This is a genomic window from Photobacterium sp. Alg240-V54 (assembly GCF_900537155.1).
Lineage (GTDB): Bacteria > Pseudomonadota > Gammaproteobacteria > Enterobacterales > Vibrionaceae > Photobacterium.
The window spans coordinates 742,919-766,734 of sequence record NZ_UNRL01000002.1; the positions used below are offsets into that span (position 1 = coordinate 742,919).

The 23,816-nt window shown below is 38.7% G+C and carries 25 protein-coding genes and 1 pseudogene; 18 read left to right on the forward strand and 8 right to left on the reverse strand.

The window, feature by feature from the left end; translation table 11 throughout:
• Positions 1-130 precede the first annotated feature (130 nt).
• A complete protein-coding gene (locus tag G6R09_RS08860; RefSeq protein WP_163921759.1) occupies positions 131-1,189 on the reverse strand; it encodes a 3-deoxy-7-phosphoheptulonate synthase in 1,059 nt (352 codons plus the stop codon).
• A 318-nt stretch (positions 1,190-1,507) separates the two neighbouring features.
• On the opposite strand from G6R09_RS08860, the gene G6R09_RS08865 reads away from it, so the two are divergent.
• A complete protein-coding gene (locus G6R09_RS08865; protein ID WP_163921761.1) occupies positions 1,508-2,413 on the forward strand; it encodes a putative PEP-binding protein in 906 nt (301 codons plus the stop codon).
• 95 nt (positions 2,414-2,508) lie between these two features.
• Here G6R09_RS08865 and G6R09_RS08870 read toward each other — a convergent pair whose 3' ends face one another.
• Both G6R09_RS08870 and cra read right to left on the reverse strand, forming a co-directional pair.
• Positions 2,509-3,564 (reverse strand): FUSC family protein, encoded by a 1,056-nt coding sequence (locus G6R09_RS08870; protein WP_163921763.1) that lies wholly within the window; start codon positions 3,562-3,564, stop codon positions 2,509-2,511.
• 100 nt (positions 3,565-3,664) lie between these two features.
• The gene (gene cra, locus G6R09_RS08875) at positions 3,665-4,648 is read right to left on the reverse strand and encodes a catabolite repressor/activator (RefSeq protein ID WP_163921765.1); all 984 of its coding nucleotides are present in this window, start codon (positions 4,646-4,648) and stop codon (positions 3,665-3,667) included.
• A gap of 337 nt (positions 4,649-4,985) precedes the next feature.
• On the opposite strand from cra, the gene fruB reads away from it, so the two are divergent.
• The 5 genes from fruB to G6R09_RS08900 all read left to right on the forward strand — a co-directional run bounded on the left by fruB (position 4,986) and on the right by G6R09_RS08900 (position 10,407).
• Entirely contained in the window at positions 4,986-6,104 is a 1,119-nt protein-coding gene (fruB, locus tag G6R09_RS08880; RefSeq protein WP_163921767.1) for a fused PTS fructose transporter subunit IIA/HPr protein, read from the forward strand.
• A 47-nt stretch (positions 6,105-6,151) separates the two neighbouring features.
• On the forward strand, positions 6,152-7,096 hold the full coding sequence (gene pfkB / locus G6R09_RS08885) for a 1-phosphofructokinase (RefSeq protein ID WP_163921769.1): 945 nt from the start codon (positions 6,152-6,154) through the stop codon (positions 7,094-7,096).
• Positions 7,097-7,163: 67 nt separating this feature from the next.
• A complete protein-coding gene (fruA, locus tag G6R09_RS08890) occupies positions 7,164-8,918 on the forward strand; it encodes a PTS fructose transporter subunit IIBC (RefSeq protein WP_163921771.1) in 1,755 nt (584 codons plus the stop codon).
• Positions 8,919-9,778: 860 nt separating this feature from the next.
• A complete protein-coding gene (locus G6R09_RS08895; protein ID WP_163921773.1) occupies positions 9,779-10,144 on the forward strand; it encodes a hypothetical protein in 366 nt (121 codons plus the stop codon).
• A 56-nt stretch (positions 10,145-10,200) separates the two neighbouring features.
• Positions 10,201-10,407, forward strand: coding sequence for a hypothetical protein (locus G6R09_RS08900; protein WP_163921776.1), 207 nt, complete (start codon positions 10,201-10,203; stop codon positions 10,405-10,407).
• 763 nt (positions 10,408-11,170) lie between these two features.
• On the opposite strand, the pseudogene G6R09_RS08905 reads toward G6R09_RS08900, so the two are convergent.
• Positions 11,171-11,410 (reverse strand): annotated as a pseudogene (locus G6R09_RS08905) (phage integrase N-terminal SAM-like domain-containing protein); the annotation flags it as partial.
• 202 nt (positions 11,411-11,612) lie between these two features.
• On the opposite strand from G6R09_RS08905, the gene G6R09_RS08910 reads away from it, so the two are divergent.
• A complete protein-coding gene (locus G6R09_RS08910; RefSeq protein ID WP_163921779.1) occupies positions 11,613-12,251 on the forward strand; it encodes a glutathione S-transferase family protein in 639 nt (212 codons plus the stop codon).
• A gap of 229 nt (positions 12,252-12,480) precedes the next feature.
• Here G6R09_RS08910 and G6R09_RS08915 read toward each other — a convergent pair whose 3' ends face one another.
• Positions 12,481-12,897, reverse strand: coding sequence for a transposase (locus G6R09_RS08915; protein WP_240345718.1), 417 nt, complete (start codon positions 12,895-12,897; stop codon positions 12,481-12,483).
• Positions 12,898-13,044: 147 nt separating this feature from the next.
• Here G6R09_RS08915 and G6R09_RS08920 point away from each other — a divergent pair, with 147 nt between their 5' ends.
• Positions 13,045-13,299, forward strand: a complete 255-nt coding sequence (locus tag G6R09_RS08920; protein ID WP_060996402.1) for a type II toxin-antitoxin system Phd/YefM family antitoxin — start codon at positions 13,045-13,047, stop codon at positions 13,297-13,299.
• The gene (locus G6R09_RS08925; RefSeq protein WP_163921782.1) at positions 13,292-13,561 is read left to right on the forward strand and encodes a Txe/YoeB family addiction module toxin; all 270 of its coding nucleotides are present in this window, start codon (positions 13,292-13,294) and stop codon (positions 13,559-13,561) included. The genes G6R09_RS08920 and G6R09_RS08925 overlap by 8 nt, the downstream gene beginning before the upstream one ends.
• Positions 13,562-13,616: 55 nt before the next feature.
• Here G6R09_RS08925 and G6R09_RS19975 read toward each other — a convergent pair whose 3' ends face one another.
• Entirely contained in the window at positions 13,617-13,751 is a 135-nt protein-coding gene (locus G6R09_RS19975) for a hypothetical protein (protein ID WP_255454560.1), read from the reverse strand.
• Positions 13,752-13,975: 224 nt separating this feature from the next.
• On the opposite strand from G6R09_RS19975, the gene G6R09_RS08930 reads away from it, so the two are divergent.
• From G6R09_RS08930 to G6R09_RS08960, 7 genes are all read left to right on the forward strand, one after another.
• Entirely contained in the window at positions 13,976-14,446 is a 471-nt protein-coding gene (locus G6R09_RS08930) for a hypothetical protein (protein WP_163921785.1), read from the forward strand.
• Positions 14,447-14,850: 404 nt separating this feature from the next.
• Entirely contained in the window at positions 14,851-15,261 is a 411-nt protein-coding gene (locus G6R09_RS08935; protein ID WP_163921787.1) for a hypothetical protein, read from the forward strand.
• A gap of 211 nt (positions 15,262-15,472) precedes the next feature.
• Positions 15,473-15,724, forward strand: a complete 252-nt coding sequence (locus G6R09_RS08940; RefSeq protein WP_107190698.1) for a type II toxin-antitoxin system Phd/YefM family antitoxin — start codon at positions 15,473-15,475, stop codon at positions 15,722-15,724.
• Positions 15,714-16,001 carry a type II toxin-antitoxin system RelE/ParE family toxin gene (locus tag G6R09_RS08945; protein ID WP_163921788.1) on the forward strand — a complete coding sequence of 96 codons (288 nt, stop codon included), beginning with the start codon at positions 15,714-15,716 and terminating at the stop codon, positions 15,999-16,001. Before G6R09_RS08940 ends, G6R09_RS08945 begins: the two co-directional genes overlap by 11 nt.
• Before the next feature lie 272 nt (positions 16,002-16,273).
• The gene (locus G6R09_RS08950) at positions 16,274-16,780 is read left to right on the forward strand and encodes an opioid growth factor receptor-related protein (protein ID WP_163921789.1); all 507 of its coding nucleotides are present in this window, start codon (positions 16,274-16,276) and stop codon (positions 16,778-16,780) included.
• Between the two features lie 571 nt (positions 16,781-17,351).
• Positions 17,352-17,819: a 2TM domain-containing protein gene (locus tag G6R09_RS08955; protein WP_087843702.1), complete on the forward strand. Its 468-nt coding sequence runs from the start codon at positions 17,352-17,354 to the stop codon at positions 17,817-17,819.
• Between the two features lie 218 nt (positions 17,820-18,037).
• Positions 18,038-18,463: a lysozyme inhibitor LprI family protein gene (locus G6R09_RS08960; protein WP_065166074.1), complete on the forward strand. Its 426-nt coding sequence runs from the start codon at positions 18,038-18,040 to the stop codon at positions 18,461-18,463.
• 82 nt (positions 18,464-18,545) lie between these two features.
• Here the strand turns inward: G6R09_RS08960 and G6R09_RS08965 are convergent, their stop codons facing one another.
• Positions 18,546-18,836, reverse strand: a complete 291-nt coding sequence (locus tag G6R09_RS08965) for a hypothetical protein (protein WP_065166073.1) — start codon at positions 18,834-18,836, stop codon at positions 18,546-18,548.
• Positions 18,837-19,163: 327 nt separating this feature from the next.
• Here G6R09_RS08965 and G6R09_RS08970 point away from each other — a divergent pair, with 327 nt between their 5' ends.
• On the forward strand, positions 19,164-20,171 hold the full coding sequence (locus G6R09_RS08970; RefSeq protein ID WP_163921791.1) for a transposase: 1,008 nt from the start codon (positions 19,164-19,166) through the stop codon (positions 20,169-20,171).
• A gap of 310 nt (positions 20,172-20,481) precedes the next feature.
• Here G6R09_RS08970 and G6R09_RS08975 read toward each other — a convergent pair whose 3' ends face one another.
• On the reverse strand, positions 20,482-22,725 hold the full coding sequence (locus tag G6R09_RS08975) for a peptidase U32 family protein (protein WP_163921793.1): 2,244 nt from the start codon (positions 22,723-22,725) through the stop codon (positions 20,482-20,484).
• A gap of 532 nt (positions 22,726-23,257) precedes the next feature.
• Here G6R09_RS08975 and G6R09_RS08980 point away from each other — a divergent pair.
• On the forward strand, positions 23,258-23,797 hold the full coding sequence (locus G6R09_RS08980; protein ID WP_163921795.1) for an MAPEG family protein: 540 nt from the start codon (positions 23,258-23,260) through the stop codon (positions 23,795-23,797).
• Positions 23,798-23,816 lie beyond the last annotated feature (19 nt).

The window sequence follows — 23,816 nt, forward strand, 5'->3', positions numbered from 1 at the left end:
GCCTCTAACCTGAATGTGGGAAATTTATCCCGTTATAATTAACGCGGACATTATACCGTTAATTAAATATGAATAAAGGAGCAACAATCTATTGTTACTCCTTTATTGTATTAAGATGTGTAGCAGAAGATTACGCGTTGGCGTCTTTGATAGCACCTGCCAGCATATCAAGCATTACTAAAGTATCACGCCAATTAATGCATGGATCAGTAATCGATTTGCCGTAAACAAGTTGTTTTTCTTTACCGCTGATCACTGCTTGATTGCCTTCTTCAATAAAGCTCTCAGCCATGATGCCAGCAATAGATTGGCTGCCATTGCGAATTTGCTCACATATATCAGCAGCAACATCCAATTGACGTTGATGCTGCTTTTGACAATTACCGTGACTGAAATCAACGATCAACTTGGGTGCTAACTCAAACTCAGTTAAAGCGGCACACGCTGTCGCAATATCTTGGGCGTGGTAATTGGGCATTTTCCCACCGCGAAGAATAATATGGCCATATGGATTACCAGAAGTACGGTAAATCGTCATTTGACCATTTTTATTTGGCGAACAGAATAAATGTGATGCCCGAGTGGCTCGAATCGCATCAATAGCAATTTTAATATTGCCATCAGTACCATTTTTAAAGCCAACAGGGCAAGACAATGCTGATGCCATTTCACGGTGGATCTGAGATTCAGTGGTACGAGCGCCAATGGCTCCCCATGTAATAAGATCGGCAATATATTGCCCAGTGATCATATCTAAAAACTCAGTCGCTGTGGGTAGCCCTAACGCATTAATATCGATTAATAACTTACGTGCTTTGTGTAAACCAGCCGCAAGATCAAGGCTGCCATCTAGATGAGGATCTGAGACGAGGCCTTTCCAACCAACAACGGTACGCGGCTTTTCAAAATAGGTGCGCATAACGATGAAGAGTTGGTCTTTATATGTTTCTTGTACAGCAACAAGGCGCTTCGCATAATCAATAGCAGCATCGGTGTCATGAATTGAACATGGCCCAACAATCACCAATAGACGCGAATCTTTACCCGCTAGAATAGCTTCAACTTGCTTACGTGCGTTATCAACATGCGCAGCAATGGCATCTGTCATTGGTGAGGCTATTTCTACTTCTGCAGGTGTCGGCATAAGGCCGAGACTCATTGTGCGAAGTTCATCTGTTTTCATTGGCATAATAGTTTGCCTACCTTGGTATCTCTGTAATAACCCCGTTAAGATAGCCCAAATCAGCGTTGGAATAAACCAAACTTGTGATAACAAATGGGTTTTTAATGACTAACGGTGGATATTCAGAGTGAAAATGGTGATTTTGCATGCAATTATTCACACCCATAAAACGAATGGCATATGATAATAAGGTTGATTAATTGTTATCAAATAACCTTTTACGCTTGCGTGTCCATTAATCTCGCAGTAAGGTCATTAGGGAGTTATTTAATGGATTGATATATATAGACATCAGTCTTTTTAACATGGACGTACAGGTGGTGTATGACAACACAAACACAATTACTACTCGCAACAACAGCCGTATTGCGTAATGCCCAACAATTAACGACGCTCAATAATCAAGCAATAGGGCTGGTTTCATTAGATGATCTTATTGCAACCTCGATAGGCATTCATCCGTTAGTTTTTGCTCAGCAAAGCAGGTTATCTGAAGTCACTCAGCAAGCACTGCAACAAAAAATCGCAGATCAATACGGCCAACAAACAGTAGCGTTGGCGGAATATTACGTCTCAATGCTAACCGAGCTATTAGTATCAGCCGCAAGGCAACAAGGCACGACGCCTTTAAAAGTACAACTTATTAGTGCTGATTCTAGTGCGCGCCAGCAATTATTAGGGGCTGAATTAGAAACCGTAGAAGTTAATCCACAATTAGGGTTACGCGGTGCGAGTTTTTTTGCTGATAAAAATTACAAATCGAGTTTTGCACTGCAATGTGAAGCGATTAAACGTGCGCGTGCAACCGTAGGCGGAGAAAACATTGAAGTAGTGGTGCCGTTTGTACGGACATTTAGTGAAGCGGCGACTATGATTGATCTCTTGGCTGAACAAGGATTATGCCGTGGTGCTAATGGATTAAAAGTACATATGCTATGTTGCGTGCCTGCAAACGCATTATTAGCTGAGACTTTTATTCATTATTTTGATGGTTTTGTGGTAGATGTGGAGCAACTGGCACAATTTGCGCTTGGACAAGATTTTGACAACCCTGGCCTTAATTACCGGGTTGATACTCAAAATGATGCTGTCATCCAACTACTTAAAATGCTATTTGCAGTCGTCGGCAATACAGCGAAAGATTGCGATATTTATTGCCGTTCAATTGAACAATCACCACGTTTACAGCGATGGTTGAATGATCATGAAATAACCACGGTTATCTGCTGATAATTCCAACCTGCACTATTATCATCATAGTGCAGGTTGGTTATTTTTAGTATCCGTAGCTTTAGTGTCAGTAGCTTTAGTATTCGTCGCACCTGTTAGTACTTATGACTGCCGCTTTCTGAGTTAAGACTTCGTAATTGAATAATAAGCGCATCAAGTTGACTGATAAATTGGCGAGTAAGCCAAAAATAGCCGTAAATTCCCAACGCGTTTGCTGCATCATCTGGGTTTATTTCTGTTGCCATCATCGGCAGCAGGTGGATATCTGGAAGGGTATCAATATTTGCTAAACTGCTACGATTAATCGATGCCAGTTCGATTTGATTTAAAATAGTAATAATCTGCTGCTGGTAAAGTTTTAAATCGGCTTGAGCTAATAATTGCCGCCGACTAATGTCAGAACTCCAATGGGTTTCAATGAGCTGTTCAGTAATACTAATTAATGTCCGTTGAACCGTGATAATAGCGCGATAATGTCCGGCTAATTTGTGTTTTTCTTTTTGGACGTTAGGCAACAAAATGATCATTTTCATGTGTCGTTCTAACACTTCACGTGTCATGGCATTTAATTGTTTAATACTCAACATATGAGCAGATGCATGAGCTTGATAAAGCTGACGTAAGGCGCGTAAATTTTGATTAAATAAGGTATTCCAACTGGTGACAGCACGAATCGGCATCAATAAAGAAAATGAAATCGCAATCAAGCTACCAATTAAAATATTTGCCACTCGCCATAAAGCCACATTGACTTCTAAAGCGGTATCACCTTGGTAAGAAACAATAATTAACGTCATTACTGCCAAAAAGAAAAAATAAATATTCTTACCATAAGATTTAAGCGACAGTAAGAATACCCATGCCAACATCCATACCGGGATCAGATAATCCAGTTGGTGAGGGAACAATACCGTTAATAAGCCTAACATTGCCCCTAATAATGTGCCGCCTATACGCTGAAAACCTTTATATACAATCGCGCCAGCATAAGGTTGCATCATCACTACTACCACAGTCACAGGTCCCCACATAGAATGCGGAACATGTACCACGGCGTAGAAGGCGAGTGTAAAAGCTATCGCTAACGTTACTCGTAAAGCATGAGAAAATTGTGCATGTGATATTAACAATGCTTTAAGACGTAAATACATGGCGTAGCCTATAGCGATTTAATAAAAAGAAGAGAAACATCAATAACTCACTATTTTTCCATTATAGCTATTATTCCGCAATAGAATAATGGTAATACTACTAACGCTGAATGACTTGACGTGGGATCACTTCAATATTGGGTTCATAAATGCCTTTTATCGCCTGCAGTGCTAGCGCTAATGCATGTTCAGCAATCAGTTCATATTGTTGGGGTAAGGACTGTATCTTATTGGGTAAAAAATCTAACAGCCGATTATCACCAAAAGTGGCTAAATAAGTGTTACGCATGGCGTGTGGATTTTTGAGCAGGCAATCAAGTACACCTTCAAATAAAGTATAAGATGTTGCTAAAATCGCATCGGGAAAACAGTCATCATCAAGCCACTGCTGCACAATCTGTTGGCCATGTTGTTGGCTAAAATGCTCACCATGGCCAATTAGCGTTGTGATAGGCTGTTGATGACGCTCAATTGCAGCCATAAAACCTTGCTGACGTTCTTTTGATACGCCAAGCTCAGCAACCGCGCCCACGAGACCAATGCTGTTAATTGGTTTGTTTAATAATGACTGAGTGAGTTGAAAAGCGCCTTCTAAATCTTCACTGATCACTGATACAAAAAACTCATCATCTAAGGCACGGTCAATGGCAATAACAGGCACCCCATTGGCTTGAACTTGACGATAAAAAGGGTGATCAGCGGCAAGTGCACTCGCAACAATCAGTGCATCAGTGCGACGGCTTAGTAAAATATCAGCGACTTTCATTTCAGTGGCAGGATCATCATCAGAGCAAGAGATGATCATTTGATAGCCTGCTTTACGTGCATTACGTTCAAGTAGTTTGGCAATTTTTGCGTAACTGCTGTTTTCTAAATCAGGAATAATCAGCCCTAAAGAATAACTGTTACCGATACGCAATGATGTTGCTGCATGATCAGGGCGATAGTTATGCTCATCAACAACAGTCATTACTTTGCGTTGGGTTTTTTCACTAATACGATATTGTTTTGCTTTACCATTAATAACGTAACTTGCAGTTGTGCGAGAAACCCCAGCGAGTTTTGCAATTTCATCCAGTGTCATAGTTGTTATCCATTGTTAATGAGACTTGTGAGTATTTGGGTAAAGCTAATTTTGTGCACTTGATCATATATTGATAGAGCGTATGCTTTACATGTTTGCAATTCTAGCTGAAACGATTCAGTATGCAAGCTGAAAGGTTTCAGCTATAACTTAAATGGTTATTTATCGAGTGACTAGAAATGTTGTGCAACGCATGGCATTTTTATTTCTCACTTTGCTGAAACGATTCAGCTTATTACTAATATAGACCATAAAACATTAGTAATACGTTGATAGGGTTAATCGCTAACGTTAATCAATAACGATGATTTCACAGAGCATTAAAGCGGAGAGTTAAATGTTATCACTGTCTAAAAATGATATTACGATGCAGCAAATTGCATCCACCAAACAAGATGCAATCAAAGCGTTGGCAGCTGATCTTGAAGCGACAGGGTTAGTTCAGACAGGGTATGTCAACGGTATGCTTGCTCGTGAACAGCAAAATTCAACGTACCTTGGCAATGGTATCGCCATTCCTCATGGCACAACAGAAACCCGTGATTTAGTTAATCATACTGGTGTTAAAATTCATCACTTTCCGCAAGGTGTGCCGTGGGGGAATGACCAAACGGCCTATATCGCGATTGGTATTGCGGCTAAATCAGACGAGCATTTGGGCATTTTAAAGCAATTAACCAAAGTATTATCTGCTGATGATATTGAAGATAAGCTTCGTCATTGTGAATCAGAGCAAGCAATTATTGCCTTACTACATGGTGATGAGCAGCAAGAAGCAGAATGCACTCCTGAACTTATTTTAAAACAATTTCCGGCGCAGGATTTATTACAACTGACAGCGGTAGCGGCTGGGTTAATTAAATACCAAGGCTTTGCAGAAACAGCCACGGTGACTGATGCAATTGATCAAGGTGCGAGCTATTTAGGCCAAGGCTTGTGGTTAGTGAAAAGCAATAAACAGGTTAAGCGAACTGCAATTTCAGTGGTTACGCCACAAACACCTTTTGAAGAGCTTGGTCATCCAGTGGCGGGGATGATCATGATTGCGGCGAATAATAATGCCCATAAAGCTAATCTCGAACACCTTACTAATATGATCTATCAAGGCAAAATTAGCCAATGGTTAGCATCATCAGCACCAGAGATGGTAACGGCATTAACTCAAGTGACGTTAGAGGGCAATCAAGCCACATTTACTATCCGTAACCCGCATGGTTTGCACGCTCGTCCAGGCGCAATGTTAGTTAATACCACTAAAAAATTCGATGCTGATATTCAAGTGGTTAACCTAACGAGTAGCAGTAAACCTGTTAATGCAAAAAGTTTAATGAAAGTGATTGGTTTGGGTGTGAAGTGCGGTAATGAACTGCAATTTACCGCACAGGGAAGTGATGCTGAAGCGTCGTTAACGGCAATTGGTCAAGCGATTGCCGACGGCTTAGGCGAAAAATTATAAATACTGCCAGCATGACAATTTCAACCATAGATTTAGAGGCAACTACTATGCAACAAAATGTAAAACCGAAAGTCGTCACCGTAACTTTAAACCCAGCACTCGATCTTACTGGCAGTTTGCAATCACTAACATTAGGCAGTGTTAGCGTTGTCGAACAAGGTAGTCTTCATCCAGCTGGTAAAGGGGTTAACGTGGCGAAAGTGCTGGCTGAGTTAGGGGCTGATGTTACTGTTACCGGATTATTAGGTGCGGATAACCAAGAATCTTTTTGCCAGTTATTTAAAGCAATGGGTGCAACAGACAAATTTGTTCGCGTAGCTGGCGCAAACCGGATTAACGTTAAATTAGTCGAGAAAAATGGCCAAGTCAGTGACATTAACTTTCCCGGTGTTGCTGTTACCGCCGCCAATATTTTAGCGTTTGAAAAAACACTGTTTGAACTAGCAACAACCCATGATGTGTTTGTGATAGCTGGTAGCCTACCGCAGGGTATCAGTGCTGATATGTGCGCGAATTGGTTGGAAAAACTGCATCAATTAGGCAAGAAAGTATTGTTTGATAGCAGTAAATCAGCCTTGGCTACTGGTTTAGATGCCCATCCGTGGTTAGTTAAACCCAATGATGAAGAACTTGCTGAATGGGCAGGCCAAGCATTAGAAACTCCGCAACAATGTATGGCGGTTGCAGAAACCATCGCCGCCAAAGGTATTACTAATGTGGTGGTGTCATTGGGTGCTAAAGGAGTGATGTGGTTTAACGATCAAGGCTGGTTACATGCTCAACCACCAAAAATGGACGTGGTAAGTACTGTTGGTGCTGGCGATACCCTTGTTGCTGGCTTGTGTTGGGGAGAGATCAATCAATGGTCAAAAACTAAATCGCTGCAATTTGCCACTGCATTATCAGCCGTCGCTGTGACTCAAGTTGGGGTAGGTGTTGATGATATTGAGCATGTAAATACCATCGCCCAGCACGTTATTTTAACGCAATAACATAATCGCATATTAGCTTATCGACATAATAACAATAACGCTAAGCAACATTGATCAAGGTGTAAATATGAAAATAGCATTAGTAACAGCTTGTCCTAGCGGCATTGCAACCACCATCATTGCTGCGGGTTTATTAGAAAAAGCCGCTGCAGAATTACAATGGCAAGCCAATGTAGAGTGCCAGACTACACTTAATACCACCAAAACGTTGACCCAACAGCAAATTGATGATGCTGAAGTGATCATTATCGCAACAGGTAAAGCGATTGATAACTCCCGTTTTGTGGGTAAAAACGTTTATCAAGCCGACATCACAGCCTGTTTTGAAGATCCTAAAGCATGGCTAACCGAGGCTGTTGAGCAAGCACAACGATTAACAGCATCTGACACTCAAACTGTTACTAATGCATCTGATAGTGCGGTTAAGAAAATTGTCGCTATTACAGCTTGTCCAACAGGCGTTGCACACACCTTTATGGCAGCAGAGGCGTTGACAGAAGAAGGTCAACGGCAGGGTTATGAGATTAAAGTTGAAACTCGTGGCTCAGTTGGCGCTAAAAACCAACTGACAGATACAGAGATTGCAGCCGCAGATTTAGTGATCATCGCCGCTGACATTGAAGTAGACTTAGCCCGATTTGATGGCAAAAAGCTGTATAAAACCAGCACAGGTTTAGCACTTAAGAAAACGAAACCAGAGCTAGAAAAAGCCTTTGCAACCGCGACAGTATATCAACACGCTGGCAATATCAATGCGCAAGCGGCTGACACCAAAGCTGAAAAAGCAGGGCCGTATAAGCATCTTATGACAGGTGTATCTTACATGCTGCCATTAGTGGTCGCTGGTGGTTTATCCATTGCCTTGTCGTTTGTGTTTGGTATCGAAGCCTTTAAACAACAAGGCACGTTAGCCGCAGCATTAATGACCATCGGTGGTGGTTCAGCATTTGCGTTAATGGTGCCAGTATTGGCAGGTTTCATCGCATTCTCAATTGCCGATCGCCCAGGTTTAGCACCCGGTTTAATTGGCGGTATGTTAGCAAGCACCACAGGCGCAGGTTTCTTAGGTGGTATCGTTGCCGGTTTCCTTGCAGGTTACAGTGCTAAATTGTTGGTAGAAAAAATCAAACTGCCACAATCTATGGAAGCGTTAAAGCCGATTTTGATTGTGCCATTATTAGCCAGCTTAATTACTGGCTTGGTAATGATTTACGTTGTTGGTGGTCCAGTATCAGCGGCAATGGCTGGCCTAACCACTTTCCTTAACAATATGGGTTCAGCTAACGCAGTATTACTCGGTATTATCCTTGGTTGTATGATGTGTTTCGACCTCGGTGGCCCTGTAAACAAAGCCGCTTATACCTTTGGTGTTGGCTTACTGGCTTCACAAACCTACGCCCCAATGGCAGCAGTAATGGCTGCGGGTATGGTGCCAGCAATGGGTATGGGGTTAGCGACATTCCTTGCCAAACGTAAGTTCTCAGCCAGTGAAAATGAAGCAGGTAAAGCCTCGTTTGTACTAGGTATGTGCTTTATCTCTGAAGGTGCGATCCCATTTGCCGCGCGCGATCCAATGCGTGTTATTCCAAGCTGTATGGCTGGTGGCGCATTAACAGGTGCATTATCAATGTTGTTTGGCGCTAAACTAATGGCTCCCCACGGCGGTTTGTTTGTTCTGCTGATTCCAAACGCAATTTCACCAGCGTTACTTTACTTAGTCGCCATTGCTGCGGGTACGGTAGTAACAGGTGTAATGTACGCATTCTTAAAGCGCCCAGAAGAAGGCTCAGTTGCGGCTCAAACGGCACAAGCCAACGCGTAATTAATAGCGAATAGATTATTTATTTAAAGCCGACTTCATTGTCGGCTTTTTTATGGAAGAAAGGTTATAGGAAATAGGTTATTAGGGGCGAGGGTTTAGGAACAGCGGATGTTGTTACATTAAAGCCACAACACAACAACCCGTCATTCCCTACAGTGAGGTTACGAACGTGATAGGGGATCTATTTATAGCGTGTTGTAGTGTTATTATATTTTGGTATTTTTAAACGTTCACTGAAAATTCCAAGAATAAATATAAAACCCGTCATTCCCTACAGTGAGGTTACGAACGCGATAGGGAATCTATTTACAGCGTGTTGTAATGTTATTATTATTTGATATTTTTAAGCGCTCACTGAAAATTCCAAGAATAAATATAAAACCCACCCCGTCATTCCCTACAGTGAGGTTACGAACGCGATAGGGAATCTATTTATAGCGTGTTGTAGTGTTATTATTTTTTGATATTTTTAAGCGCTCACTGAAAATTCCAAAAATAAATATAAAACCCACCCCGTCATTCCCTACAGTGAGGTTACGAACGCGATAGGGAATCTAATTACAGCGCGTTGTAGTGTTGTTATTTTTGCTAGATGTGTTTCTTTATTTAAATAAGAGAAAGAGAAGCCATATTGCACCTTTTATACTGTTAATACATACAGCAATTAGTATTAGTAAAAAAAGTAGCAACTAAAAGGCAGATGCCCGATTTTGTGATTTCTATCGGGCAAAGAATGTAATAATGTTTTTGATTTATAATGTTTTTTGTATAATGACGAATGAAATACGGGCGCAGGTTTAAAGAACAAATTCGGGCAAGTTGTTAATATAATAAGTTGTTAGAACAAAATGGAAACTATCATGAAACAAAATATAAGTGACTATCAAAGTCTATTTCAGCTGTTAACGGCGATATACCTAGTTGCTGAATGGGTGAGCCTCGAAAAAATAGGCTCTTACTATCAAAATAAATTTCGAGATACTTTTCGGTATCGATTGAAAATAAATCGTAAATATAGTCCTTTAATTAATGACATATACGAAGAGTTTGAAGCTAAAGAATGGAACACTCATAATTCACGTCTGCTGAATAAAAATTATGCAAAATTTAAATCAATGTGTTGGGTGTTTTTTGTGCTTAGTTTTGGCTCTTTGATTTATTCATCATTTTACCCGAATCAGTCAATACCTCAGTGGGCGGCAGGAATAGGTCTTCTAGTTTTTTAATACCTTTCTTTTGGGCGGCTATAGCTCTTTTAAAACCAGCTTATAAACAACATAAATTGAATGCATCATGGTTCGAAGATGCGCTTCTTGATGTTGAGAGTGCTAAGAACGAGTATAAAATTAAAAATCCTGCACCAACGTTAAATGATGCTAGAGAGAGAAGGCATAAAGGTGATAAGTTAGCTTATAAGAAGTATTTTAATGCTAAGCAAAAATACGAAACTAAACTAATTAATTACATGCAAAATAAATTCAAAGAATAAAGGTAGATTTTGTTCTAACAAATGCATAAACACGATTTGCTACATTCGGCATTGTAGGTTTACCTTTAGTTTTAGTGATTAAGGCGTTAAAATTCAGTTAAGTCTGTATCGTAGCAAACGTGTTATGCAGGCGTTAGGCATCATGAGTATAGGAACATTTTGATGATTGAGTTGAGTTTAAGCGATAGCAACAATAGCTGGAGCAGTCGGGACGAGTGTAGTTTTTATAATAAAGAAGCTTAGACGCAGAAGTAAAACCGATAAGCCTACCGAGGAGAGTATTATCAATCACGAAGGCACTCAAATTGTAACTAAGGAAGGAGCGAATTTAACTATTAATGGTGGTGTCAATAACAATATAAATCAGATGACCAAAAAAGTACCTGATGCACTAGCAAAGCCATCGATAAATATTCGGCAGATTGGTTTTAGTAATGGCGGTTATCCTCATAAGACAAGTTACACTTTTCAAGCGACTAATATGGGCGGAAATTTCTTCAGCCTTAAAGTTGTTTTTCTAAATAAAGTTATATTATCAGTGCCAACCCTTGCTAGGGGAAGAAGCGTCAATTTGACGTTAAATTTGACTGACAGACCTGCATATATAGAGCTTGTTTTTAAGGGGCTAAACGAAAATGGTGAGGAAGAGTACATTTCGTTAAATGGCACCCTAGTGGGATCGACGCGGTCTGAGTATGAGTTCTAGGGATTTCAGTGAGAGCTATGCCTAACAAATAAAAAAAACATAGGACACCCATAACTTTCGTAATCCATTACGATCAATTCTGACGGTGCTCCATGAATGGGTTTTAATCAGTTGAGCAAAGTATCGCTTGAGATCATTAGTGGTTAACGTATCAGGCGATTTATCTAAATGGTGAGTAATGCGACGAAGTGCACGACTATAACCATCAATCGTGGCTGGACGTTTACCTTGCAAGGTTAGGTGGGTAACATGTTGTTCATAAAGATAATCTGAACGTTGTTGTTGTTCGTTATTCATCATAAATACTCCATTAAAAGGAGTATTAAAGGTAGCTTAATCGCTGTCTGCTTTACTCTACCGCGCAGCGGCTTCATTCAACAAACTGCTAAAGAGTGATTCGCAACGCTTGGCAGTTTCGCTTCGCTCAAGTATAGCCAAGCGTCGCTCACACCTTAATGCGGCGTTATGAGTATTTGTGGATTAAGAAAAGGAAGTCATTTTGTATCAGCTATATTATTACCCAAACAACGCGAGTTTAGCTCCACACTTCTTATTACATTTCATGGGGTTAGAGTATGATTTATTGTTGGTTGATAGGAAATCAAGCTTCCACAAATCAGCTGAATATTTAAAATTAAATCCAGCAGGTAGAATTCCTACATTAATTGACGATGGAATGGCAATCTTTGAAAGCTCTGCTATTTGTATTCATCTTTGTGAGCAAAATCCTAAGCATGGTTTAATCCCTCGGTTGGGGAGCAAAAGTAGACCTCAGTTTTTCCAATGGTTAGCGTACTTGAATAATACACTTCAAGCTGAGTTAATGGTTCGATATTATCCACATCGACATACAAATGATGAAACCACTATTCCAAATGTGGTTGCCGCGCAAGATGATCGAATTGCTGAATCACTATCCGTAATTAATGATCAACTTGAGGGTAAGAAATACCTTTTAGGCGATAAAATATCAGCCTGTGATTTCTTCTTATTTATGCTTTCTGAGTGGTGTTTACCAATTAAGCAATCGCCATTAAGTTTTGAACATTTGTCAGCTTATCTAAATCGTTTATCATCACATCCAACAATCATGGCTGTTTGCGAGTTAGAGGGTATAGATCTTAGTCCATTTAAGTAATACTCATAACAAATAAGGATATGTGTCGCGCAGCCGACACCTATCCGAAGTGTTGGACAAGCCCGAGCGGCTTTATATAAGTAAATATTGGGAATGTCATGAAAGGTGATACTGAAAAGAAGTCGAGCGTTATCCTTGGCGTGAACCAATAATTTTAATACTTTGATTTATAATAAAATCCTCTTTAATTATTACGCGTTAATGCCATTATCCTTATTATTTTACGTTTTTATCTGGGTCGAAAAATCCCCGCTAATTGCATGACATGCTGACAGCATGGACAAAAGGGTTGTGCCGTTAAACGGACAACTTTTTGTTGTGGGGGCAACGTCAGTTGCCCTGCTAACATAAAGTCATATTGAATCAGTTGAAGTTGTTTCTTCTCATGTCCTCGTAATAAACCATAATCACGAACTCGCCTTAATCCTTTCGGTAATACATGTTGTAATATCAGCCATAGAAACTGTAACACAGGCAAAGTGCGTGTTTTCATTGTCTTTGTTTGGTTATCTTTATATCGAAATGTCACCTGATGATTATCGAGAGAAAGAATGTCTTTATCTGCGATGATCCCACGATAAAGATACGTTGATAAATACAATAAAGCGGGTTTGCCATGACCAACATGGAAACATAGGACAGCCATAACTTTCGTAATCTATTACGATCAATTCTAACGCTATCCCACTAATATTTTTTATCTATTGAGTCCAGTATTACATGTTCAATTTACTGTACAAGTATATTGGTGAAGACTATACTTGTTCTATTTAACGTACATGTAGAGGTTCTTATGAGAATCGTATCTTTTACTGAAGCTAGAAATAGTCTTAAAGCTGTTTTAGACGGTGTAGTCAATGACGCAGATACAACCGTTATTACACGCCGTGATTCTGAAGATGCTGTGGTTATGTCTTTAGACTACTACAATAGCCTTATGGAAACAGTTCATTTACTACGCTCTCCTCAAAATGCTGAACACTTAAACCGCTCGATTGCACAATATCGTGCCGGTAAAATAACAGCACGAGAGTTAATTGATGAGTAGTAGTCAACGTTTACTGTCGTGGACTGATGATGCTTGGGATGACTACCTGTATTGGCAAACACAAGATAAGAAAACACTCAAGCGCATCAATAAACTCATTAATGATGTTAAGCGCTCTCCTTTTGAGGGCATCGGTAAACCAGAGCCGTTAAAAGAAAACTTATCTGGTTTTTGGTCTCGTCGCATTGATGATACTAATAGGCTAGTTTATGTGGTCGATGATCAAGCGTTAACGATAATTTCTTGTCGTTACCACTACTAAATTAGCATCCTAAAACTTAGGATGCCCATAACTTTCGCAAACCATTACAATTTATTCAATGGTGAGTAATGCGTCCAAGTGCACGACTATAACCATCAATAGTAACTGGACGCTTACCTTGTAAAGTTAGGTGGGTAAGGTGTTGTTCATAAAGATAATCTGAACGTTGTTGTTGTTCGTTATTCATCATAAATACTCCATTAAAAGGAGTATTAAAGGTAGCTTAATCGCTGTCTGCTTTACTCTGCCGCGCAGCGGCTTCGTTCAACAAATGCATCAACACGATTTGCTACACTAGGCGTTGTCAGTTTGCCTTTAGTTTCAGTGATTAAGGCATCAAAATTCAGCTAGGTCTGCATAGTAGCAAACGTGTTATGCAGGCGTTATATTTTCGGGTGATTTTAAAGGGATATTATGAATATAAGGATATATAGTTGGCTTTTGATTGTTGTCTGTTTTGGAGTCCGCGCTACAGACGAAAAAAATGATGAATTTCAGAATTATGTACATCATAATGTGACAAATCCATCTCTTAAAAAAGTTGCTTTCGAAGCCGAAATTATCTGGGATGAACTGTTAAGTATTTACGGGGATAAAAATAATCAAATAAGCGAACTTGATGCTCGTAATTTTATGGTTGAGTTAGTCAGTATAGAAATGTGTTTAAGGCGTTTACAATCGAAGCTGGTGAGTGAGCCCTCTATTAAAGCTGAGTATTTGGATACAATAGATAACTCATTCGAGTATGTAAAAGCACAAAATTATATCTATCAAACTATTGGCATTGATTATCAAGATACTATTATTTCTTTACTTCCCAAAAGAACTTGTGGTGATCATTTAACCCAAGATGAAATTGAAAATATAACAAATAAGGATACCTGATTACCACTATTTAACAGCCACTGTTAAATAGGAGGAATATAGGACACCCATAACTTTCGTAAACTATTACGATTTATTCAATGGTGAGTAATGCGTCCAAGTGCACGACTATAATCATCAATACTAGCTGGACGTTTACCTTGTAAGTTAGGTGGGTAAGGTTTTGTTCATAAAGATAATCTGAACGTTATTACTCATCATAAATACTCCATTAAAGGTAGCTTAATCGCTGTCTGCTTTACTCTACCGCGCAGCGGCTTCATTCAACAAACTGCTAAAGAGTGATTCGCAACGCTTGGCATTTTGCATTCTATTTTTGGGTTCCGTGTTTACGGCGGTATGGCTAAGTTTCGTGGTGGCGTTGCTCACTACTTAACGCGGCGTTAATCGTACAAGGAGGTGCAATGTATAAATTACGAAAACTGGAAGGTGAGCAAGATTGGCTAGATGCGGATGGAATTAAGATTTATACCATTTCAGCAAATGAAGAACCAATCAATATGGTCGCTTTTCATCAACGACTAACAGAGGTTAAATCTGAAATAACTCTCGAATGGGATCAAACTGCTGCATTCGTTATTTTTCATAATGGTGCAAGTTGTAAGTATTTGGTTTTAGCTTGGTGGGGTAATGATAATGAATTATTTACGTCAGTATCAGTTCAAGTTAATGGGGTTTGGGTTGTAGATCCAACTAAATATTCGTTTTGCCTTTATGATATTGAAGTCATGTGGATGGAACGTAATATCTACATAGAAACAATCGATTGTGAAAGTCCGTCATTGGTTAAGTATCGAAAATATAGAAAAACATAGGACAGCCATAACTTTCGTAATCCATTACGATCAATTCTGACGGTGCTCCATGAATAGGTTTTAATCTGTTGAGCAAAAAAGTGAAATTGGTGCGTTATTTTAAGTTGGTCTGTAACGTAATTGGCGTTATATGTAATAAATAAGAGTAGCAGCCAACTAAAAAAAGCTCTAAAATTAGCACTTAATTTAATGCTTTTTTTGGGGTGGAATCATGAGACAAGTTTTAGCTGATTGTTCAGCAAGTATTTCAGAATTAAAAAAGAATCCTACGGCTCTTTTGAACGAAGCTGATGGCGCTGCTATAGCCATCTTAAATCACAATAAACCAGCGGCTTACCTAGTACCTGCTGAGACTTATGAATTTTTAATGGATATGTTAGATGATTACGAGCTTTCTAAGCTTGTTGAAAGCCGCAGACTTGATTTATCAGACGCTGTAGAAGTTAATATTGATGACTTATAAATTAAAATTTTTACCTGCGACACAAAAAGAGTGGGGCAAGTTAGCTCCACCAATTAAAACTCAGTTTAAAAAGAAGCTAATTGAGCGTCTTGAAAATCCTCATGTTCCTGCATCAAAATTACGTGGTTATGATTCTGTTTATAAAATTAAATTGCGTACAGCAGGCTATCGTTTAGCTTATGAAGTCATCGACGATGAAATTGTTGTTTATGTATTAGCTATTGGTAAAAGGGACAAAGATGTTGTTTATAAGAAGTTAGGTTCACGCTTTAGGTAGTAAGATAAAAGAAACATAGGACACCCATAACTTTCGCAAACCACTACGATCAATTCTGACAGACCTCTGTAAATGGTTTTAGTCTGTTGAGTTAAGTATCATTTGAGATCATCAGTGGTTAACATATCCGGCGATTTATTCAATACTTCATTCGGCGTTGCCACTTTGCCAAGTGTTTCTCGTTTTAAGACACTAATTTTAAGTATATTGCATAGTAGTAAAGGTATTATGCAGGCGTTAGTACGCCAACATTATAATTAGCAGGATTTAAAATGACTGAAATTGCTCGCTTCATATCTGGCAAAGCCCCAGATAAATTTGGTCGTAATATTGAGCAGTTATTAGCTTACAATCACTTTTGGCTAGAGCATGATCATAAGTACATTCAAGTTCTTTTTCCAATAGATGAGGGGACTAAGTTCAATCAACATGCGCCTTTGGTAACTCAAGCTGACCGAGATGCTTTTGCTAACTCGAAAGACCTGCGTGTTGCTCACTTAAAAGCACTGGATCTTTTACTTGAGTTTTGGGGTTTACAGCGTGATGGGTACGAAATATTCTCAATGTTGCCACCGAGTCCAGCTACCCATGTATGGCTTAAAAGTCATGATCATAACCAACTTCGCCTAACGCGAGCAATTCGTAGTTTGTATTTACTTGGTAATGAACAGGTAGCAGCTAACTTGTGCGAGTTTCTAATTTCCGCAGCCAAAGAAACTGATATGGTTTCAGATAAAACGGTCGACTATTGGCGTAATGCGCTAAAAGAAAAAACATAAGAAAAGACATAGGACAGCCATAACTTTTACAAATCATTACGATTTATTCAATGGTGAGCAATGCGTCCAAATGCACGACTATAACCATCAATCGTGGCTGGACGTTTACCTTGTAAAGTTAGGTGGGTAACATGTTATTCATCATAAATACTCTATTAAAAGTAACTTAATCGCTGTCTGCTTTATTCTGCCGTGTAGCGGCTTCGTTCAACACATTGTTTAAGAGTGATCCCCAATGCTTGGCATTTTTCATACCACCGTTGGGTTTCGTGTTTACGGTGGTATGGTTAAGGCTTGGTGCTAGGGAAAGTAAATAGGACAGCCATAACTGTCGTTATCTATTGTGAATTATGTAAATAAAGGATACTAAAACAGTTCATTAAATCTTGTTATTAATTTCTTCTCACTACTATTATTAATGCAAGCAATCTCATGAAAGAAAAATAGCATGATTATAAGTGGTTGTTTATAAGGTGAAATGATGAGTGTCATGTTTTTGTCAGACTGATGACGTGATACTTTTGATGAGATATTGATAGACTTTGGCGGAAAGTAGCAACAAGGATTTGTAATGATTATTCGAAAATTACGACTACAGCGTGGTTGGTCTCAGGAGCAACTTTCTCAATTGAGTGGATTAAGTATTCGTACTATTCAACGTATTGAGCAAGGACAAAAAGCAGGGCTGGAGTCACTCAAATCTTTAGCTGCGGTATTTGAAATCCAAGTATCAGACCTTCAAATGGAGCCGCCAATGAACAAAGAAATCACTATAACAGAAGAAGAGAAACGTGCGCTTAACTATGTTAAAGGCATTAAAAGTTTTTATTCTAATCTAACCACATACGTATTAGTTATTAGCGCTTTATTTATAATTAATTATTTTACTAGCCCTGACTATTGGTGGGCGGTATGGCCTGCATTAGGCTGGGGAATTGGTATTGTAAGCCATGCATTTAGTGCGTTTGAAATAGTCAATATTTTCGGTCCAGAGTGGGAAAAAAAGCAAGTCGAAAAACGTTTGGGCAGAAAACTGTAATTGATATAGTTAAAAAGTGAAAATAAGCGATGTTTCTACTGTTTTTGAGCATATATCAAATCAGTTTGGTGCTGATTCCGGTTTTATTTGTTAATCGATAATTGTGCCAAAAGATGAAGGTTGTTAGTTGTGCTTTTGGATGGAGTGAGTATGCAAAGCTATAATAGTTCTAATCGCTTTGTTACTACATGTCGCTTATATTTAAATGAGGTCTATCAATGAAAAAGTACCTGCTAATTATATTCGTTTGTTTGTCATTGCCAGCACTTGCAGCAAAGAAAGCATTAGATTGTGATAATCCGCGTAATACACTGGACATTAATGATTGTGCAGCATTGACATTAACCTCTGCACAAGAAGAGTTATCCAAATATCTGACTGCCAGCGTTGAACATAATAAAGATGATCCAGCGTTGGTGAAAGCGATAGAGCAAGCACAAAAAGATTGGCAAGTGTATATGAAAGCGCAGTGTAATGCGGTTTATACTCAATGGCGTGAGGGGACTATCCGTAATGTGATGGCCTTAGACTGTAAAACGCAACTTACCAAAGAAAGAACCCATGATGTGTGGATGCACTTTTTAACCTATATGGATAGCACACCACCCGTTTTACCAGAACCTTCAAAGTATTTTAAGATGTGATAGCGCCTAAAATACATTAAACAATTGAATCTACTAAAAAATACCGACCTATATCAGGTCGGTATTTTTATTTGTATCGGCTTTATTGACCTACGCAATCTAGCGATAGTTTGCCATCATTGCTGCGAGATAAAGTGATCGTGGTACTCGCTTTTGAAGCCCCTTTAGGTAGATAAACTGCACATTTTTCAAAGTTAGGGACCAGTGATTTGTTAATCGTTTTGAATGCTTGTTTTTGAGTATCGACATTGTTACCAGAATAAACAGTAATGCTATCAACCTGTGCCAGCATTTGCTCAGCATGTTTAGCTGGTGCTGCCTGTGCGAAAACAGAAACAGAACCAAGGGCCAGTAACAGTAATACTTTTTTCATAATAAACCTCTAATAATTATATGAGTGATGGGGTAGTTCGGTTGCTAATATAGATAAAAAAATAAACTAAATAAACAAAAAATTATCGATAAACAATAATTTTTTACTGTTTTGATTGTGTGTTGTTGGCAGCAGGTTGATTACATTGAATAAATAACGTTTGGAATTATTGAGGATGAAAATAAGAGGATTGGCATTTCATATATCATTGTTCAAAAAGTGAGCAGTAAAACAAAACAAAAACAGCAAAAACAGAGGACAGCCATAACATTGCACATCAACCATGAGCGACTACACTTAAGCTTACAGTTGCTTATGGTGAAACCAATGACAATCTCAAGACGCAAATTGATCGAGCCTCATATCACGCCTTTTTATCATGTTATTAATCGTTGCGTACGGCGGGCATATTTATGTGGTGATGATCCATATAACGGTAAAAACTATCATCATCGTCGAGGTTGGATAGTAAATAAAATCAAACAATTAGCTGCTGTGTTTTGCATCGATGTTTGCGCTTATGCTGTGATGAGTAACCACTATCATTTGGTGCTAAAAATAGATACTGAACAACAGAAAAAGTTGACTCCAGAAGCAGTAATATCACGTTGGTTGCAGTTGTTTAATGGTCATCCTATTGCGGTCGATTTTTTAAAAGAAGGCCAAATAGGGACAGAAAAACAGCAGGCATTATCAAATTTAGTGACTGAATGGCAGCAACGATTAGGTAGTATTAGCTGGTTTATGCGCTGTCTTAATGAGGAAATAGCCCGTAAAGCTAATAAAGAAGACCAATGTAAAGGCGCGTTTTGGGAAGGGAGGTTTAAGTCTCAAGCATTGTTGGATGAAAAAGCATTACTATCGTGCATGATGTATGTTGATTTAAACCCGATAAGGGCAGGCGTTACACCGTCACTACAGCAGTCAGATTTTACCTCGATTCAGCAGCGTATTCGTGAATATAAGCAAACGAAAACCTCAGTTAAACAGCCACCGCCACATAAATCGCACTTCCAACTATTACCCTTTGTTGGCGCAGAACATCAAGCTAAAACAGCAGGAATAAACTTTGCCTTTACCGATTATCTTGAACTGATTGATTGGACTGGGCGCTGTATTCGGAACGATAAAAAAGGTTTTATTGCATCTAGCCAACCAAAGATTTTACAACAATTAGGAATCACAGCAGACGCATGGCTAGAGCATAGCGAACAATTTATGGAACGTTATGCCAATGTGAGCGGTAAATGGTCGCGAATGTGTGCCTTCAAGCAACATGCTGGTGGACATTGGTGTAAAGGAAAGTCGGCAAGTCACCAGTTGCATCCTAACTAGAGACTGTTTTTATAACTAAATGAATATACCGCAATAGCCATCAGGATTGTGGGTTTTGGTGATCGTTAAATATAGTAATAGCGGTTATTTTACTAAAAATATAAAAAGTAGAGGTTGTTTTTACAGTAATAGGGTCTATTTCTGGCTGATTAGTTTATTTTTTAGAGATTTGATTTAATAATAAAACCCTTGGCTGTCCAATATAAAATTTTGGCTGTCCAATATAAACAATATAAAATTAAACTGTTAAGTAATAAAAGGCAGCCATAATAGATACTTGGCTACCTTTTTTATACTTCAACGTTAGTGTTTATAAACCTTGAGTATATTGCGCATTGGTTGCGATAGGCACTAGGTTAGTCAATGCCGTTTTAGCGTTATCATTACCCGCAAGCAGTGCCTCAAAGTGTTTAATCAATTCTACTTTGTCTTGCTCTTGTTTAGAGCCTGCACCGATATTGGTTAAATCAATAAAGAATTCATCAAATAAATGTGAGAAATCTTTTACGGCATCAAAGTTTAGGAATTGTTCATGGTTGTAAATACTCGGGTAGCCGCCTTTTTGTTTATCAACCGCAAACGAAATACCTTTTATATTGGTAATTGTTGTCGCTTTTTCACAACGTAACATACAGCCATCTTCAATCGCAGGTTTCTTACAGCCAACCGTTTGTTGGAAGAAGCATTGACGGCTAGTCATCATTAGAATCGGATGGTAGATGCTATAACAAAGTTTAAAGTTTTCTGGGCGGGTAATATTTCTGATTTGACCGCGATTGATCTCGTTAGAAATAAACGCACCAGCACAGTTTAACTCTTCTTGTAACGTTAGTAGGGCGTGTGAGTTAGTTGTGTTTAAGAATGGCCCTGCGACCCACTCAATGCCCATTTCATAAGCTTTATAGGCAATACCGGTATTGTTAGTGACTATCCGTTTTGGTTTAACTTGCTCAAGAATTTTGACTGACTCTAAATAATCTTTACCAATCAATACTGCTGGGAACCAAGGAATTAAGCGTGGGTTATCTTGCAATAATTTAATGTGCTTAGGACAGTTTTTCTTCAGGCTTTCTGGAAGTTTGAAATAGATATCGGCATCAGTTACATCAGCAAGGTGCAAATCTTTTTCATTAGCAATCATTAACGATAGCTTAGGTGCTTGCGACACTTTTGAGTGCTTAGGTAATGCGGGTAAATCTACATGTTTAATGACTTCACGCGAGCCATTTAATAAGAATGCAGCTTGATTCTTTAGATCGGTAATTTCTTTAAACGGTACCGTTAAGTTAGCATCAAAGTTGTCAAAATTCATTGGCGCTAAATCAAATGTCGCGTTACTAAAACTGCGGAAGCGTTTATCAATAGTCTCTGGTGTCATTGATATTTCATCAGCAACGCGTAATAAAGATTCGGTTTTAATTTCAAATGAAGTGTTACCCGCAATAATGTTAAGCGTTAATGGCGTACTTTCTTTAGCAGTAAAAATCAATGTTAGCGGAATTTTATCAATGCTTAAATCTTTGATTTTTTCTGCTAGTTCTGCACCTAATGCATTCTTATCATTGTATAGGTCTTGCTTTACATCGTGGATTTGAACAACCGAGATAGCATCACTTTTTTCAACCGCATAATTGACACTATTATCGCGTGGATTATCGGTGAACATTTTTTTGTTAAGGTTGCCCTGCAAAAATGAGTTAGTGAAACTGCGGTTAAAAACTTTATGTAAATTGCTATCGTCAGCTAATAGTTTGCCTGATTCAATAAAGCTGTTGATCTGTTTACGCCATGTATCAACCACAGTGTAAACATAGTGTGCGCCTTTAATACGACCTTCTACTTTTAATGAATCAACCCCAGCATCTACCAGTTCTGGTAAATCAAAGTAGGCTGAATTATCTTTTAGATTAAGTGGAAAGCGGTGGCCTTCAGCTGTTACTTCGTATTCATCACGGCATGCTTGGCTACAACGACCACGGTTACCTGAGTTACCGACACTGACCGAGCTTGAGTAACATTGACCAGAGAAAGCGATACAAAGCGCACCATGGACAAAAACCTCGGTTAATACATCGTGATCATGGGCAACGGCTGTTAAGGCTTTAATTTCACCAAGGTTAAGCTCACGAGATAAGTTAACCCGTGTTGCACCAATTTTATGTAGGAATAAAATTTGGCCTTCGTTGTGGGTTGTTAACTGAGTAGATGCGTGGATATGCAGTGATGGGAAATATTTTTTAACAATATTGAAGATACCTAAATCTTGTACAATGATGCCATCAATACCGCTATTTACGAGCTTATTAAGTAAGCGCACTAAGCTAACAATCTCGTGTTCTAATATCACGACATTAAGGGTTAAAAAAACTTCGCAGTTGTATTCATGTGCAAGTCGTAAGACGCCATTTAGTTCATCAAATGAAAGATTGGACGCACGGTTACGGGCATTGAACATATCCAAACCACAGTAGACAGCATTTGCACCAGCAACAATCGCCGCTTTAATTGCTTCTACATCACCACCTGGTGCCAATAATTCTATTTTTCTACTCATGCGAAATAACCCACTTAATGCGTTTATTGTGATTTTTTGAGGGGGCATTCTACCTGTATATGATTGCCAATGCCACGAAATAGGCTTTGGTTGATGTAAATCAAAGATAAAACATTAATTTTATGGGCGTGTATTTGTGCGACATAATTGTTATATAACGAAATTAGGGCAGTTATTAGTCTGAGAGAAACAATATCATTAAAGGGATTTAATTGAGGAAGTGCAGATGAGATGTTTTGATATAATAGGTGCGCCGTTTAATCAACTTGGTTGTGTCACGACTGATCAAAATACGGTTGCTGGACACCCATAACTCCTTTCTATTTTTTTGTTCTATCAGTAATCTCAAATTGAATATAAAGATAATGACAGTATGTAATAGTGTTGAAATAGAAATAATTCAGATACAAAGATATGGCTGTCCCTTTTATACGCTTTCTTGGCGCCATCATTATCCACATTAAAACTATGATTAGTTGATAGTAAACGATACGATATCTCATTATAAAATCGATGTTATTTTGAGATAATAATGAGCCTATCAAATAAGCAACAAGGTGTTATAAAAGGAATGGGATCTGCGATGTTAATGTCTATCGTGGTTATTTCAGCCGCGATATTATACGATCCTTTTCATTATTCTAATATTAGCCAAATATCACAAAAACTGGCGGTATTAGGTCTTTCATTGGTTTTACCAACATTATTTCTAATTGCTTCTATTGGGCGATTAGCTAAATACCGTTTTTTTAGTCCAGAAGATATTGATGGGAGTGGATTATCATCTGCGACAACTGAAGCTGTTGTGTTACAAAGTTTATTGCAAAATACCTTAGAACAACTTGTTATCACATATGGTGTCTATACTGCTTGGTGTTTATTAATGCCTGTGGCGTGGTTGTCTGCGGTTCCTTTGTGCTCGATATTATTTGCCGTCGGACGTATTTTATTTTTCAAAGGATATCGTCAGGGCGCACCAGCAAGAGCATTTGGTTTTGCGTTAACATTTTACTCAACAGTATTAATGTTTGTTGTGTTGGTAGTATATCAAGTTGTTGTTGGTATTTATTAATATACCTATTATTACGGGT